We start from the raw sequence: 13,088 nt of genomic DNA on the forward strand, positions 1-13,088 counted from the left end.
CCCGGCCGCTCCTTCGGAGCGAGGTGGCACCATCATGCTGCTGCACGGGGTGGCGTTTCCAACAGTATGGCTATTGTGTATCACAGGGCGGGGGACGGTAAGATAGCGGCAATTGACTATACCTGGATAAAATTGCGCTTATGAGCGACATTCTTACCCCGCCGGTGGAAACCTCCCGCTGGCCATTGCCGAAGACCGGTCGGCGGGTGGTGATCCCCCATACGCTGGTGGCGGAGCTGGCGGAACATCCGCTGTGCCGGGATTGCATGCCCCATGGCGTCGGGTTCTATCCCGCCGCCGCAGGCCACCATATGGGCCGTGCCGAGCCTCGGGATCATCTGGTGATTTATTGCCTGTCGGGATCCGGCGTGGCGGAGCTGGAAGGGCGGCGCAAGCCGGTGCGGGCCGGGGACGTACTGTTGCTGCGGGAAGGCCAGCGTCACCGTTACCGGGCCAACCCTCAGGACCCCTGGACCATCTATTGGGTGCACCTGGGCGGTGCCGAGGTGGATACCTATTTCAACGAAATCCTCAGCGCCCCGGACGGCTTCACCGCCACCGTCGGGCAGCACTCGCGGCTCACCGAGGATTTGGAGCTGCTGTTGACCACCGTGACGCGCTTCCGTCCCCATCACTTGATTTACGCCGCCAATCTGCTCAAGAGCCTGCTCTCGTTCATGGCATTGATGCGACGGCAGCGTCAGGCCCGCAACGTGGCGTTGGATTTGCCGCGGATCCAGGCCTGGTTGCAGGCCCATCTGCACCAACGCATCGAGCTGGAACAACTGGTCAGTGCCACCAGCGAACTGTCGCTTTATCATTTTATCCGCGAATACAAACGACAGACCGGGCAGACGCCGATGCAAGCGTTCCAGCATTTGAAGATCACCCGTGCCTGCTATCTGCTCGACATCACCGATCTCAGTATCACCCAGGTGGCCGCCGATCTCGGCTACGACGACCCCTATTATTTCTCGCGCCAGTTCAAGAAAGTCATGGGGGTGGCGCCGAGGGATTACCGGCGAGAGAGATCGGAACGGTGACCGGGGGCGTGAGCTATTCGCTGGCAAGCCAGCTTCCCACGGACGGGTCTACGAAGCCGCTGAGGGAAGCTGGCTTGCCAGCGAATCAGCCTGCCAGCGGGCTGTTTCACAATTGTGGAGTACTAATGGGCCACGGACCGCCATGTCACTTACGCCGCCACTGCAGAAACGCTTCTCCTGCCTGAGCCACCGCCTCGCGCAGCGCCTGCCGGCGTTTCTCGTCCTGATGGCGAGTGCTTTGCTGCAAGGCTTTCTGTAGTGCGTGGCGTTGGCCGCGGGGCAGGGTATCGAGCCAGTGACTGTCGGCGTTGTCCAGGGCCAGCGGGTCGCGGCCGGCGTGATTGCGATCGGTGATCAGGTACCAGTGTTGCAGGGCGCGGCCGAGCACCACGTAGCCGAACTGCGGGTCACGCAGTGGTCCGAAGCGCGCCTCGCGGCCGCCGGAGGACAGCGGACCCAAATTCAGACGGTCCAGTTTGCTGGAATAGTAGAGACTGCCGGCGGCACCGAGCACGCCGCCGATCAACGCGCCGGCACCCAGCGTGTGGCCGGCGGTGAGGGCGTCCACGCCGGCACCACCCAGAGCGCCGGCGCCGAACCCGGCGGTGGCCAGATAGGCCCGGCTGACGCCCCAGGCCCGGCGCTCCCGTTCGCTGAACAGGTCATGCCCGGGCTCCCATTCCAGGTGCTGTTCCTGCCGTTGCAGATGGTGGTGCTGATAAAGCTGTTCCACCTCACGCCGCAGCCGCAGCTCCCGTTTGCGTTGCCAGTCCTGCCAGCTTTGCCGTAACCGGACCTCCAGGACGGAGCGGCTGGCGTCTTCGCCGAGGCGGGCGCTTTCGGCATGGCCGAGCATATCGCCGAGGGCATCGGCGATCAGCGCCCAGGCCCGCTTCCGGCGGTGCCGGCGTTGCTCCCGAAGATGTTCGACGGCCTGGTCCAGAGCGGTTTCCCACTGCGGTGCCAGCTGTCCGAAACTGCGCAGCAGACGCAGGTGGGTTTCGAACGGCGCGGTGACCGCGTTGAAGTCGCGGACGATGCGGAAGTACTGCCCCAGGGCGGTACGCCATTGCTCGCCGTGGTCGTCATCGCCGATGCGGTTGATCAACGCCAGACTGGGCTGGCCGGTCCAGCGCAGAATTTCCATCTCCGCCTCGTGCTCCTGATGATAGGGCACTGAACCGTCCACCACATAGATGATGCCGGCGCCGTCGAGAATCGGTGTCAGCAGTTCGCACTCGTCGTGAAAGCGCGGATCGTCGCGGTGCTGATTGACGAAGGCGCGTACCGTGTCGGGCCGGTCCGAGGCGGAGTGGCTGTGCGCCTGTAACCAGGCCAGCACCCGGCGGGGGCGTTGGAACCCGGGGGTATCGATCAGTTCGTAGAGCAGGTGGCCGTCCACGCTCAGCGGGTAGCGCTCGCTGTCACGGGTGGTGCCCGGCTCCAGGGCGATGGCGACGGCGTCGTTCTGTGAAAGCGTGGCGACGATGCTCGACTTGCCCTTGTTGGGGTGGCCGACCACGGCGAAGCGGGGTGCGGTGGTCATGAGGGCACCTCCGGGACGCGGCACAGACGCAAATGGGGATGTTGCCGCCGGTCCACGAACCGGCGCCATTGGGCCAGGGTGGCGTCGGATAAAGTACCGCCCGGATCGGTGGTCAGGGGAACCAGCGCGATCACGGTGTCCTCGCCCCACTGTTGGCGGGCGTCATCGAGAAAATCCGCCAGTTCGCCGGTGGGTGGTTCCCAGCCCTGGGTCAGGACCAGTACCGGTTCGCGCCTCTGGCCGGCCTGCTCCAGCACCGCCCGATCATGATCCAGGCTGGCGCTGCCGCCTGCTTCCAGCCGCAATGGGGCGCGCTCCCCGCCGACGAGCGCACCGAACAGCGCGTCATCGGCGAGGCCGGCGCCAGCCCAGTGGATCACCGTGCCGCTCTCCGGCAGCACGCCATCGGCCGCCTTGCCCTGGTCCAGTGCCGGCGCCGGGGTGGCATTGCTGGCGCCGGTGTCCACCCAGGGTTGTTCAAAGCGTTGACGCAGGGCCGCCATGCCGGGGTGCCGGGCCAGCAGACGCTTTGCCCGCCAACGCAACTGGGCACGGCCCAGGGCCAGAAACACCAATCGGGGCAGCACCACGTAGACCAGCCAGACCATGGCCAGGAACGCCCACCAGGCGCCGAGCCGGGCCGGGTCGGCGGGTGTCTGATCGCTGATCCGGAAGAACCGGGATTGATCCACCAGTTCCAGCGATGGTACCGCCACTGGCAGCCATTGCCGCCATGGCCAGGCCAGAGCGTGGGTGAGTTCGTGGTAGCCCGGGGCGGAGGTTTGCAAGGTGGTGCTCCAGCCGAACGCCAGGTCGCGCACCACCACCTGCACCAGCAGAGTCAGCAGTGCGGCGATCGCGAACGCGAGCCCACCGCTGTGCGCGACCCGGGCCGCCAGCGGCGGTTGCAGATCATGCAGGGCGGAAGGTGTGGCGCCGGCCTGGTCCAGCAGCCGCCCCCAGGGGCGCCAGCCGATTCCCGCCTGCACCGTGGTCAGGACCGCCAGCGCCAGTTGCAGGGCCGCGAAGCCGAGCAGCAGGGTAACGTTGATACGCTGGCTGCCATCGTAATAAAGCAGCCCGAGCATGGTAAGCACGCCGAGTACCGCGCCGCCGAGAACGAACAGCACGCGGGCCCGCCGCCAGCTGCGCAGACGGGGATCGTGGCCGCCGCTGGCACGGTCGGCGCCCAGGGTGCGTAACCAATCCTCGGGGAGTGGCGTGGCGCCGTCCCGCTGTCGCGCCTGCAGCGCCAGTTGGCGATCCCGGCGATGAAGAAAGTCCGGGCTCTGGCGCTGATCCCGCTGGTATTGATCATCGAAGTCCAGCAGCAGGCGCAAAGGGGAGTAGGGCAAGGTAGGCGTCCGTTCCGGGGTTACCGTGATGTATCGAGCAGCAGGATCACCGTCTTACCGGAATGGTGTAGCTGATGTCGTCCTGACCGCAGGCGCCGCAAGCGTTGCCGAATTCACCCTGGTCCTCGCCCGCGGCGTTGAAACCGTTCACCGGATTGTAATCCATGGTGCAGACGGTGGGGCGCGGATCCGGACAGGCGGTGGCACCTTCGGGCAGATTCGCGGAGGGGGTGCTGGCGCAACCGGTGGTGAACAGGGCGGCCGCGACCGTGACGAACAGAATGCGGTGCATGTGATTCTCCTTGCTTCAAACAGCTACATACAAACGGGCCCGGCGTCAGCCCATGAATCGGTCGCCGGTAATTCGGTGGTCGCCAGCGGGCGCCACCGAACCGATAGTGTAGTACGAGATATGGCGATGGCGACAATGGCTGATTGGAGGCGCCGTATTTTCAAGTAACGATTTCATGGCATACTGCGGACTCACTGAGTCACGACCGAAGCGATGAATTGCTGTCTGCCTGATTCCGCTCACACCCACAGCCCGGTGGATTGTCCCCGCCGCGGCCGTCGGCCCTATTTCCCCGATCCGCCGGTCGTTTTCGCTTAATCTCCCGTTATAGACGGTTCTCCCGTACTCTTGGGTGTTCCACGCCCGAAACGACAAATCGACGGATAGTCTATGAATCTTGGGTTTCTGGTTTTGCTGCCCTTTCTTGGGGCGGTGCTGCCGCCGCTGGCCGAGCGGTGGCGTTTTTCACGCCCGGCGCTGGCCTGGGCGGCGGCCTTGCTGCCTTTGGTGGCGCTGGGGCTGCTGTGGTTCCATGGCCGCCGGGTGTTCTCCGGTGAGACGGTACGTCAGTTAGTACCCTGGATGCCGGATCTCGGCCTGAATCTGGCGTTTCGCCTGGACGGCCTGGCGCTGCTGTTTTCGCTGTTGGTGCTGGGCATCGGCCTGCTGATCATTCTTTACGCCCGTTACTATCTTTCCGCCAACGAGAAGGCGGGGCGTTTCTACTCTTTCTTGCTGTTGTTCATGGGCGCCATGATGGGGGTGGTGACCAGCAACAATCTGCTGCTGTTGGTGGTGTTCTGGGAACTGACCAGCCTCAGCTCCTTTCTGCTGATCGGGTTCTGGTATCACCAGACCGATGCCCGTAAAGGCGCGCGCATGGCGCTGGCGGTCACCGGCATGGGAGGGCTGGCCCTGCTCGCCGGCGCCATCCTGATCGGTCAGGTGGTGGGGTCCTACTCCCTGGACGATGTTCTGGCCAATGGTGACCTGATCCGTGGCCACGCGCTTTACCCGCTGATTCTGTGTTTGGTGCTGTTGGGGGTGTTCACCAAGAGCGCTCAATTCCCGTTCCATTTCTGGTTGCCTCACGCCATGTCGGCGCCGACGCCGGTCAGCGCCTACCTGCACTCCGCCACCATGGTGAAAGCCGGGGTGTTCCTGCTGGCGCGTTTGTACCCGGCGCTGTCCGGCACCGACCTTTGGTTCTTCCTGGTCACCGGCGCCGGTCTGGCCACGTTGCTGTGGGGGGCCATCTGGGCGCTGTTTCAGCATGACCTCAAGGGGCTGTTGGCCTATTCCACCATCAGCCATCTGGGCCTGATCACCATGCTGTTCGGCCTCAATGCGCAACTGGCGGCGGTGGCGGGGGTGTTCCATATCATCAATCACGCCACCTTCAAGGCATCGCTGTTCATGGCGGCGGGGATCATCGACCACGAGACCGGTACGCGCGACATGCGGCGTATCAACGGCCTGTGGAAGTACATGCCGTACACGGCGGTACTGGCGATGGTGGCATCGGCGGCCATGGCCGGGGTGCCGTTGTTGAACGGCTTCCTGTCCAAGGAGATGTTCTTCGCCGAGACCCTGGATTCCGGCCAGTTGGGAAGTCTGAGCTGGATTCTGCCGCTGGGCGCGGTACTCGGCGGGGTGTTCTCGGTGGCCTATTCCGCCCGCTTCATTCATGACGTGTTCTTCAACGGCGAACCCATCGATCTGCCCAAATACCCGCCCCATGAGCCGCCGCGCTACATGAAGGTGCCAGTGGAAGTGCTGGTGACCTTGTGCCTGGCGGTGGGGGTCCTTCCCTCGCTGACGGTGGCGGCGCTGCTGGAAGTGGCCGCCCGTGCCACCCTCGGCGGCACCTTGCCGGACTATCATCTGTCCATCTGGCACGGTTTCAACGTGCCGCTGATGATGAGCATCGTGGCCCTGGTGGGCGGCGTGCTGGTGTACAGCCAGCGGCATAGGCTGTTCGCGCTGAATGACCGCCTGCCCCGTCTCGACGCCAAACTGGTGTTCGAAGCCTGCATTCAGTCCCTGGCCAGGTGGGCGGCCACCGTCAGCAACACCCTGCGCAACGGTTCCCTGCAGAGCTATACCGCCTGGTTGCTGGCGGTGGTGGCGTTGGTGCTGGTGACGTCGGTGACGCGGGAGCTGCTGGCCGGTGGCGGCCGCGAGATGCTGCCGCTGGATGGCGTGGCGTTGCTGTGCGGTGGCATGTTGATCGTCGCCGCGATTCTCACCACCGCGCTGCATCGCCACCGGATGACCGCGATCATGTGCCTGAGCGTGGTGGGGCTGGTGGTGTCGCTGATGTTCGTGCGCTTCTCCGCGCCGGACCTGGCACTGACTCAGTTGTCGGTGGAAGTGGTCACCATCCTGCTGCTGATGCTGGCGATGTACTTCCTGCCGGTGCGCACCCGTCGGGAATCCTCCATGCCGCGTATCGGCCGGGACGTGGTGTTGTCGGTGCTGGTGGGCGGCGGTGTCGGCATTCTCGCTTTCATGATGATGACTTCCGGGGTCGATTCGATCAGCCCGTTCTTCCTGGAAAACGCCAAGCCCGGCGGCGGTGGCACCAATGTGGTCAACGTCATTCTGGTGGACTTCCGCGGTTTCGATACCTTCGGCGAGATCATCGTGCTGGGGATCGCTGGCATGGGCATTTATGCCCTGCTCAAGGATCTTGAACTGTACTCACCACGGACCGACTCGCTCGGGCGGCCCTGGGCCAAGGACGCCCACCCGCTCATTCTGGTCACCATTTCGCGGCCGCTGCTGCCGCTGGCGTTGATGATCTCGGTGTATATCTTTTTGCGCGGGCACAATCTGCCCGGCGGCGGTTTCATCGCCGGTCTGATTACCTCGGTGGCGCTGGTGCTGCAGTACGTGGCGTCCGGGGTGGCGTGGATGCATCGCCGCATCCCCGGTGATTATCACCCGGTGGTCGCGCTGGGCGTGTTGCTGGCCGGGTTCACCGGCGTCGGCGCCTGGTACTTCGGCCATCCGTTCCTGACCAGCGCGTTCTGGCATGTGCATTGGCCGGTGGTGGGCGAGTTCGAGGTGGCCACCGCCATGCTGTTTGATACCGGGGTGTTCCTGACCGTGGTGGGCGCCACCCTGCTGATTCTCGCCAACCTGGGCAAATTGTCGTTGCTGGACGACAAGGGAGGGGTTCGCTAATGGAAGCATTGGTCGCGATCATCATCGCTGTCCTGGTGGGGAGTGGTGTGTACCTGGTGCTGCGGGCGAGAACCTTCCCGGTGATTCTGGGACTGACCCTGCTCAGCTATGGCGCCAATCTGTTTGTGTTCATTTCCGGCCGGCTCAAGCTGGATCAGGTGGCGGTGGTGGGGCAGAGCGCCGATCCCACCGACCCCTTGCCTCAGGCTTTGGTGCTGACCGCCATCGTCATTGGCTTCGCCATGACCGCCTTTCTGGTGGTGCTGGCGCTGCGCGCGCAGGGGGAATTGGGGTCGGATCACGTCGACGGCCAGCGCGATGAGCTGTCCGGCGAGCACCTGGATGAGCAACGGCAAGAGGAGTCCCGCTGATGTCGAACTGGATCATGGCTCCGATTCTGATTCCCGCCCTGGCGGCGATGATGCTGCTGCTCGAGGTGCGTGAACGCCACTGGCTGCGCCGGGTTACCGGGCTGGCCGCGACGCTGGCGCTGGTGCCGGTGAGCATCCTGCTGTTCCGGCAAGCCGCCACCGGCGATATTCAGGTGTATTCGCTGGGGGACTGGCCGGCGCCGTTCGGCATCGTGCTGGTTCTGGATCAGCTGAGTGCGCTGATGGTGCTGCTGACCTCGGTGCTGGCGGTGCCGGCACTGCTCTACGCCAGCCATGGCGACGATCGCCTGGGCCCCAACTTCCACTCGCTGTTCCAGATGCAGTTGATGGGCATCAATGGGGCCTTTCTTACCGGCGATTTGTTCAATCTGTTCGTGTTTTTCGAGGTCCTGCTGATTGCTTCTTATGGATTGGCGCTGCATGGGCGCGGGCCGGCACGGGTGCGCGCCGGGTTGCACTATGTGGTGCTCAATCTGATCGGTTCCGCGGTGTTCTTGCTGGCGCTGTCACTGATCTACGGTGCCACCGGTACCCTCAACATGGCGGATTTCGCCGCGCGGGCCGCCGAACTGGAAGGCCCGGCATTGACCCTGGTGAAAGTGGCCGGTTTGCTGCTGTGTGTGGTGTTCGGTCTGAAGGCGGCGCTGTTTCCGCTTTACTTCTGGTTGCCGGCCACCTACGCCAGCGCCACCGCTGGCGTCGCCGCGTTGTTCGCGGTGATGACCAAGGTGGGCATCTATGCGTTGCTGAGGGTGCATGGCCTGGCGTTCAGTGACGGTGCCCTGGCGGGCCTGGGGGACATGGCGCTGTGGGTGGTGTCCTTGTTGACCTTGGGACTGGCCATGGTGGGGGTGTTTGGCGCCCGCCGACTGGGGGAACTGGTGGCTTACCTGGTGGTAATGTCGGTGGGGACGCTGGTGGCGGCCCTGGCCTGGGGTACTGAAGAGGCGATCAGCGGCGCGCTGTTTTACTTGCTTCATTCCACCTTGATCTGTGCCGGCCTGTTTCTGCTCGCCGATCTGGTTTCGCGGGGGCGGGGAGAGGTTGGCGACGCCCTGATGGCGGGGCCGCGTCCGCCGGCGGCGGGCCTGCTGGGGGCGCTGTTCTTCATCGGTGCCGTGGCGGTGGCGGGGTTACCGCCGTTGTCCGGTTTTCTCGGCAAAGTGATGCTGTTGCAGGCGGTGCCCGCGCCCTTGTACTGGCTGCTGCTGTTGGCGGGTGGCCTGCTGGCGGTGGTCGGCCTCAGCCGCGCCGGCTCCACTTTGTTCTGGCGCGCCGGAGAGCCGACGGCGAATGTGGTGCTGAACAAGGGGCGGTTGGCCGCGGTGATCGTTTTACTGGCCATGGCACCGGCGATGGTGCTGCTGGGTGGGCCGTTGTCGGCGGTCACGGAATCGGTCGCGGCCCAGTGGGCGCAGCCGGATCTGTATATCCACGCGGTCCTGGGCTATCCGGGAGGTGCACAATGATCCGCAAACTTTACCCGTTCCCGACTCTGAGTGTGTTTCTGCTGCTGATGTGGCTGCTGCTCAGCGGCTTCAGTGCCGGCCACCTGGTGCTTGGCATGGTGCTGGCGACGGTGCTGCCGCTGGGTACCCTGCCGTTCTGGCCCAATGTGCCGAGGCTGCGCAATTTTCACAAACTGGTGCTGTTCGTGTTGATGGTGCACTGGGACATCGTCGTCGCCAATCTGTCGGTGGCCCGGCGCATTCTGGGGTCGCCGAAGAATTTGCGCCCGGCGTTCGTCGAGGTGCCGCTGGACATCAAGGACGACTTCGCCATCACCCTGCTCACCAGTACGGTGTCGTTGACGCCGGGCACGGTCAGCGCGGACATCAGCGCCGATGCCAGCCGTATGCTGGTGCACGCCCTGCATGTTGAAGACGAGGCGGTACTGGTGAGCCAGATCAAACAGCGCTACGAGCGGCGTCTCAAGGAGATCTTCGAATGTTAGAAACGGTCATCGCCATCGCGTTCGGACTGTTCGTGGTGGCCCAGCTGTTGAATCTCTACCGTCTGCTGCGGGGGCCGAGCCTGCCGGATCGGGTGCTGGCGCTGGACACCATGTACGTGAACAGCATCGCGCTGATCGTGCTCTATGGTTTGTCCAGTGGCAGCAAGCTGTATTTCGAGGCGGCCATGCTGATTGCCCTGATCGGGTTTGTCAGCACCGTGGCCGTGGCCAAGTACATGACCCGTGGCGACATCATCGAATAAGCCGCGAAGGAGCTTGAATGGATATCGTGATCGAATACATCACCGCGATCTTCCTGCTGATTGGCGGGGTGTTCGCGCTGATCGGTTCCCTGGGACTGGTGCGGTTGCCGGATTTCTTCCTGCGTCTGCATGGTCCGACCAAGGCCACCACGCTGGGCGTGGGTGGCACCATCATGGCGTCCCTGGTGTACTTCTCCTGGAGTGAACACACCCTGCACCTCCATGAGATTCTGATTACTCTGTTTCTGTTTATTTCGGCACCGGTGTCGGCGCACATGCTGGCCAAGGCGGCCATGCACCGGGAGCTCAAGTACCGCGAGGACACCCGCGGCAAGCCCTGGAAGCAGTAGCGGCCTAGAGGCCGTTGTTCATCGCCACGGTATTGCTACGGAGCCGCTGTGGGAAGCTTGCTTGCAAGCGAATGGGCAACGGCTCAGAGACATTCGCGGCCAAGCGGAGCGCCGCCCGGGGCGCTTCCCACAGCGGCTCCGTAGTGGCCTCGGAATTTATGCAAAAAAAGGGGACACAGCGGCCTTCGTGCGGGAGCCCTCGGGCCAGCCTGTGATCCCCATCATGAAATTTGTAAAAGATGGAACCGGCAGGAACTTTCGTTGAGATGGAACCGTCTTAATTTACAGCTACGGACTGGTAACCCCCGATCCCCCAGTACCCTCGCCGGTTCGTAGCTTCTGGACACCCCAGCCTCTTCCCCAGGAGGCTGGGGCGGCAAGCCTCCCTGGCAGCGAAGTCGTTCCCTTCCCCCCCAATTGCTGCCAGGGATTTTTTTTTGTAACCCGCCTTCCATGGCGGTCACCCTGCCGGGCCGTTGCTGACGCAACGTCAAAAATTGCTCCCGGCGATTTTTTGCCCGAAATCCAGGTTCCGGACTTCCCCCCTTCTTTTATGACCCCCGTCTCCGGCGGTCACACCCTTCCCTGGACCTTGGCGGGGGCACCGCCCTGAATCGCCCCCCAGCGATGTGTTGGCGGTACCCGTTTCGATGCCCCGGTCCGGGCCGGTATTGCACCCAGATAAGGAGCAAGGGCTGTGCCAGTTTCGTGGGGCCGAGAAAAATGCCTTTAAATCAAAGAGTTGGTGCTCACTGCCGGGGCGTGACCGGAAATGCTCTGGGTCGGGAGGCCGACAAAATTGGGCACCGGGTGACACAAATGGGCAGTTTCGGTCAGATTCCGGAAGAGGCGTCGTCCTCGATTCGCAGCCACTCGGCCAGTTGGTCCCAGGCCTGCTCGCAACCCTGCCCGGAGGTAGCGGAAAACAACTGCACCCGCAGGGGCGCGCGATGGTCCTTGAGGGTCTTGGTGACCTGCATCAAGGCGCTTTTGGCGGCGCCGAACTTTAATTTGTCCGCTTTGGTCAGCAGGATCAGCAGGGGCATTCCGGAGCGGGCGGACCATTCCAGCATCAACTGGTCGAATTCCCGGAGCGGATGGCGGATGTCCATCAGCAGCACCAGGCCGGCGAGGCATTCACGGCGCGCCAGGTAGTCGTCCAGATGCTCCTGCCATTGCATGCGCACGGCTTTGTCCACCTTGGCGTAGCCATAGCCGGGGAGATCCACCAGCCGGCGTTGCTCGTCCAGGGTGAAAAAGTTCAGCAACTGGGTCCGGCCCGGTGTTTTGGAGGTGCGAGCGAGACTGCGTTGGCCGGTAAGGCGGTTGATGGCACTGGACTTGCCGGCGTTGGAACGCCCGGCGAACGCCACCTCCAGGCCCTCGTCGGGGGGGCACTGGTCGACGATTTGCGCGCTTTTCAGGAAAGCGGCCTGGTGCAAAAGACGTTGAGCGGGATGCAATGGCATGGCGGTCCGGTCACGAGCATCAATGAAGGGCATCGCCCTGTCTCCGCGAATACCCATGCATAAACGAGGGATATGACGGAGGCGAGCCCGTAGTATATAATGCGCGCCGTCACGCGTGTGGCGCGTGGCGGGATTTCTACAGGTGTTTGTCTTTAAAGGCAAATTTAGAGACGCGCCTGTCGCCAGCATGACGCCAGCCCATTGGGAGGTATTGCATGAAGGGTTTGCTCGCGGGGTTCGCCCTGATGTTCATGGCCGTGGGCGCCAGCGCCGCCACGGTGCAGGAGCGTTACGATCAGAGCTGCACTTACTGCCATAGCACCGGGGCCGCCGGCGCGCCCAAGACCGGGGATCAGGCCGCCTGGGAATCGCGTATGGAGAAGGGCATGGATACGCTGGTGAAGCACGTCAAAGAGGGGTTCAAGGCGATGCCGCCGGGCGGCATGTGCAGTGACTGCTCCGACGAAGAATACCGCGCTCTGATCGAGCATATGACAAAATAACACGCTGCTTTAAAGGAAGGGCCATGAAGTGTCTTAAGCTGTTCGTGCTGCTAGCCGCTACGGCGGTTTCCCATGCCATGGCAGCCGGTGATGTTGATGCCGGCAAGGAAAAATCCCAGCCCTGCGCGGCCTGTCATGGCCCTGACGGCAACTCCCCTTCCGGTGAATGGCCCAGCCTCGCCGGACAGGGCGAAAAATACCTTGTCGAGCAGATTCAGGCGTTCAAGGCCGGCGACCGGCAGAACGCGCTGATGGCGCCGATGGTGGCCAACCTCAGCGAACAGGACATGGCCGACCTGGCGGCGTACTTCTCCGCCCAGACCATCAAGGTGGGGCAGGCCGATCCGGAGTTGGTGGAAGAAGGCGAGCGGATCTATCGTGGTGGCGTGATCGCTGATGGCATCCCGGCTTGTTCCGGCTGTCACGGCCCCGCCGGTGAAGGTGTCGACGCCGCCGGCTTCCCGTCCCTGGCCGGTCAGCACGCCCAGTATCTGGAAATCCAGCTGAAGGCGTTCCGTGCCGCCGGCCGGGGTGATCTGGGGGACAATGTGGTCAAGCGCACCAATGACCCGCAGGAAATGATGCGTACCGTGGCCGCCAAGATGAGCGACGCGGAAATCAAAGCGGTAGCCAGCTTCCTCAATGGGTTGTCCACCGGAGAGTGATCCCGCTCCCGCGTGAGAAGAAAGGCAGCTTCGGCTGCCTTTTTTATGGTTCATCGCGGTTTAGCGG

At 63.6% G+C, this 13,088-nt stretch carries 13 protein-coding genes; 9 read left to right on the forward strand and 4 right to left on the reverse strand.

The features are described 5' to 3' along the window. The first annotated feature begins 140 nt into the window (after nt 1-140). Nucleotides 141-1,043 carry an AraC family transcriptional regulator gene (locus A6D6_RS01505; protein WP_133491021.1) on the forward strand — a complete coding sequence of 301 codons (903 nt, stop codon included), beginning with the start codon at nt 141-143 and terminating at the stop codon, nt 1,041-1,043. A gap of 145 nt (nt 1,044-1,188) precedes the next feature. On the opposite strand, the gene A6D6_RS01510 is transcribed toward A6D6_RS01505, so the two are convergent. From A6D6_RS01510 to A6D6_RS01520, 3 genes are read right to left on the reverse strand one after another with little or no spacing between them, the layout of a single operon-like run. Beyond that, the gene (locus tag A6D6_RS01510; protein WP_159659718.1) at nt 1,189-2,589 is read right to left on the reverse strand and encodes a GTPase/DUF3482 domain-containing protein; all 1,401 of its coding nucleotides are present in this window, start codon (nt 2,587-2,589) and stop codon (nt 1,189-1,191) included. After that, nucleotides 2,586-3,944, reverse strand: a complete 1,359-nt coding sequence (locus A6D6_RS01515) for a DUF2868 domain-containing protein (RefSeq protein WP_159659719.1) — start codon at nt 3,942-3,944, stop codon at nt 2,586-2,588. Before A6D6_RS01515 ends, A6D6_RS01510 begins: the two co-directional genes overlap by 4 nt. 46 nt (nt 3,945-3,990) lie before the next feature. Continuing rightward, on the reverse strand, nt 3,991-4,236 hold the full coding sequence (locus tag A6D6_RS01520) for a hypothetical protein (protein WP_133489786.1): 246 nt from the start codon (nt 4,234-4,236) through the stop codon (nt 3,991-3,993). Nucleotides 4,237-4,626: 390 nt separating this feature from the next. On the opposite strand from A6D6_RS01520, the gene A6D6_RS01525 reads away from it, so the two are divergent. From A6D6_RS01525 to A6D6_RS01550, 6 genes are read left to right on the forward strand one after another with little or no spacing between them, the layout of a single operon-like run. After that, nucleotides 4,627-7,425, forward strand: coding sequence for a monovalent cation/H+ antiporter subunit A (locus A6D6_RS01525; RefSeq protein ID WP_159659720.1), 2,799 nt, complete (start codon nt 4,627-4,629; stop codon nt 7,423-7,425). After that, nucleotides 7,425-7,796 (forward strand): Na+/H+ antiporter subunit C, encoded by a 372-nt coding sequence (locus A6D6_RS01530; RefSeq protein WP_133489788.1) that lies wholly within the window; start codon nt 7,425-7,427, stop codon nt 7,794-7,796. The genes A6D6_RS01525 and A6D6_RS01530 overlap by 1 nt, the downstream gene beginning before the upstream one ends. Continuing rightward, nucleotides 7,796-9,286, forward strand: a complete 1,491-nt coding sequence (locus A6D6_RS01535; RefSeq protein ID WP_133489789.1) for a monovalent cation/H+ antiporter subunit D — start codon at nt 7,796-7,798, stop codon at nt 9,284-9,286. Before A6D6_RS01530 ends, A6D6_RS01535 begins: the two co-directional genes overlap by 1 nt. Then, nucleotides 9,283-9,771 (forward strand): Na+/H+ antiporter subunit E, encoded by a 489-nt coding sequence (locus tag A6D6_RS01540; RefSeq protein ID WP_133489790.1) that lies wholly within the window; start codon nt 9,283-9,285, stop codon nt 9,769-9,771. Before A6D6_RS01535 ends, A6D6_RS01540 begins: the two co-directional genes overlap by 4 nt. Continuing rightward, the gene (locus A6D6_RS01545) at nt 9,765-10,034 is read left to right on the forward strand and encodes a K+/H+ antiporter subunit F (RefSeq protein ID WP_133489791.1); all 270 of its coding nucleotides are present in this window, start codon (nt 9,765-9,767) and stop codon (nt 10,032-10,034) included. Before A6D6_RS01540 ends, A6D6_RS01545 begins: the two co-directional genes overlap by 7 nt. Before the next feature lie 17 nt (nt 10,035-10,051). Further along, nucleotides 10,052-10,384: a Na+/H+ antiporter subunit G gene (locus tag A6D6_RS01550; RefSeq protein WP_014996601.1), complete on the forward strand. Its 333-nt coding sequence runs from the start codon at nt 10,052-10,054 to the stop codon at nt 10,382-10,384. 833 nt (nt 10,385-11,217) lie between these two features. Here A6D6_RS01550 and yihA read toward each other — a convergent pair. Further along, on the reverse strand, nt 11,218-11,853 hold the full coding sequence (yihA, locus tag A6D6_RS01555; protein WP_133490218.1) for a ribosome biogenesis GTP-binding protein YihA/YsxC: 636 nt from the start codon (nt 11,851-11,853) through the stop codon (nt 11,218-11,220). 215 nt (nt 11,854-12,068) lie between these two features. On the opposite strand from yihA, the gene A6D6_RS01560 reads away from it, so the two are divergent. Further along, nucleotides 12,069-12,356, forward strand: coding sequence for a c-type cytochrome (locus A6D6_RS01560; RefSeq protein WP_133489792.1), 288 nt, complete (start codon nt 12,069-12,071; stop codon nt 12,354-12,356). Nucleotides 12,357-12,379: 23 nt separating this feature from the next. Next, nucleotides 12,380-13,021 (forward strand): c-type cytochrome, encoded by a 642-nt coding sequence (locus A6D6_RS01565; RefSeq protein ID WP_133489793.1) that lies wholly within the window; start codon nt 12,380-12,382, stop codon nt 13,019-13,021. The last annotated feature ends 67 nt before the right edge of the window (nt 13,022-13,088 follow it).

The organism is Alcanivorax xiamenensis (assembly GCF_009846745.1).
Taxonomy (GTDB): Bacteria; Pseudomonadota; Gammaproteobacteria; order Pseudomonadales; family Alcanivoracaceae; genus Alloalcanivorax; species Alloalcanivorax xiamenensis.

Excerpts from the sequence above, each read along its gene's own strand:
- A6D6_RS01560 (WP_133489792.1), top strand. The coding sequence starts at position 12,069 with ATGAAGGGTTTGCTCGCGGGGTTCGCCCTGATGTTCATGGCCGTGGGC.
- A6D6_RS01535 (WP_133489789.1), top strand. The coding sequence starts at position 7,796 with ATGTCGAACTGGATCATGGCTCCGATTCTGATTCCCGCCCTGGCGGCG.
- A6D6_RS01525 (WP_159659720.1), top strand. The coding sequence starts at position 4,627 with ATGAATCTTGGGTTTCTGGTTTTGCTGCCCTTTCTTGGGGCGGTGCTG.
- A6D6_RS01520 (WP_133489786.1), bottom strand. The coding sequence starts at position 4,236 with ATGCACCGCATTCTGTTCGTCACGGTCGCGGCCGCCCTGTTCACCACC.
- A6D6_RS01545 (WP_133489791.1), top strand. The coding sequence starts at position 9,765 with ATGTTAGAAACGGTCATCGCCATCGCGTTCGGACTGTTCGTGGTGGCC.
- A6D6_RS01540 (WP_133489790.1), top strand. The coding sequence starts at position 9,283 with ATGATCCGCAAACTTTACCCGTTCCCGACTCTGAGTGTGTTTCTGCTG.
- A6D6_RS01530 (WP_133489788.1), top strand. The coding sequence starts at position 7,425 with ATGGAAGCATTGGTCGCGATCATCATCGCTGTCCTGGTGGGGAGTGGT.
- yihA (WP_133490218.1), bottom strand. The coding sequence starts at position 11,853 with ATGCCATTGCATCCCGCTCAACGTCTTTTGCACCAGGCCGCTTTCCTG.
- A6D6_RS01550 (WP_014996601.1), top strand. The coding sequence starts at position 10,052 with ATGGATATCGTGATCGAATACATCACCGCGATCTTCCTGCTGATTGGC.
- A6D6_RS01565 (WP_133489793.1), top strand. The coding sequence starts at position 12,380 with ATGAAGTGTCTTAAGCTGTTCGTGCTGCTAGCCGCTACGGCGGTTTCC.
- A6D6_RS01505 (WP_133491021.1), top strand. The coding sequence starts at position 141 with ATGAGCGACATTCTTACCCCGCCGGTGGAAACCTCCCGCTGGCCATTG.
- A6D6_RS01510 (WP_159659718.1), bottom strand. The coding sequence starts at position 2,589 with ATGACCACCGCACCCCGCTTCGCCGTGGTCGGCCACCCCAACAAGGGC.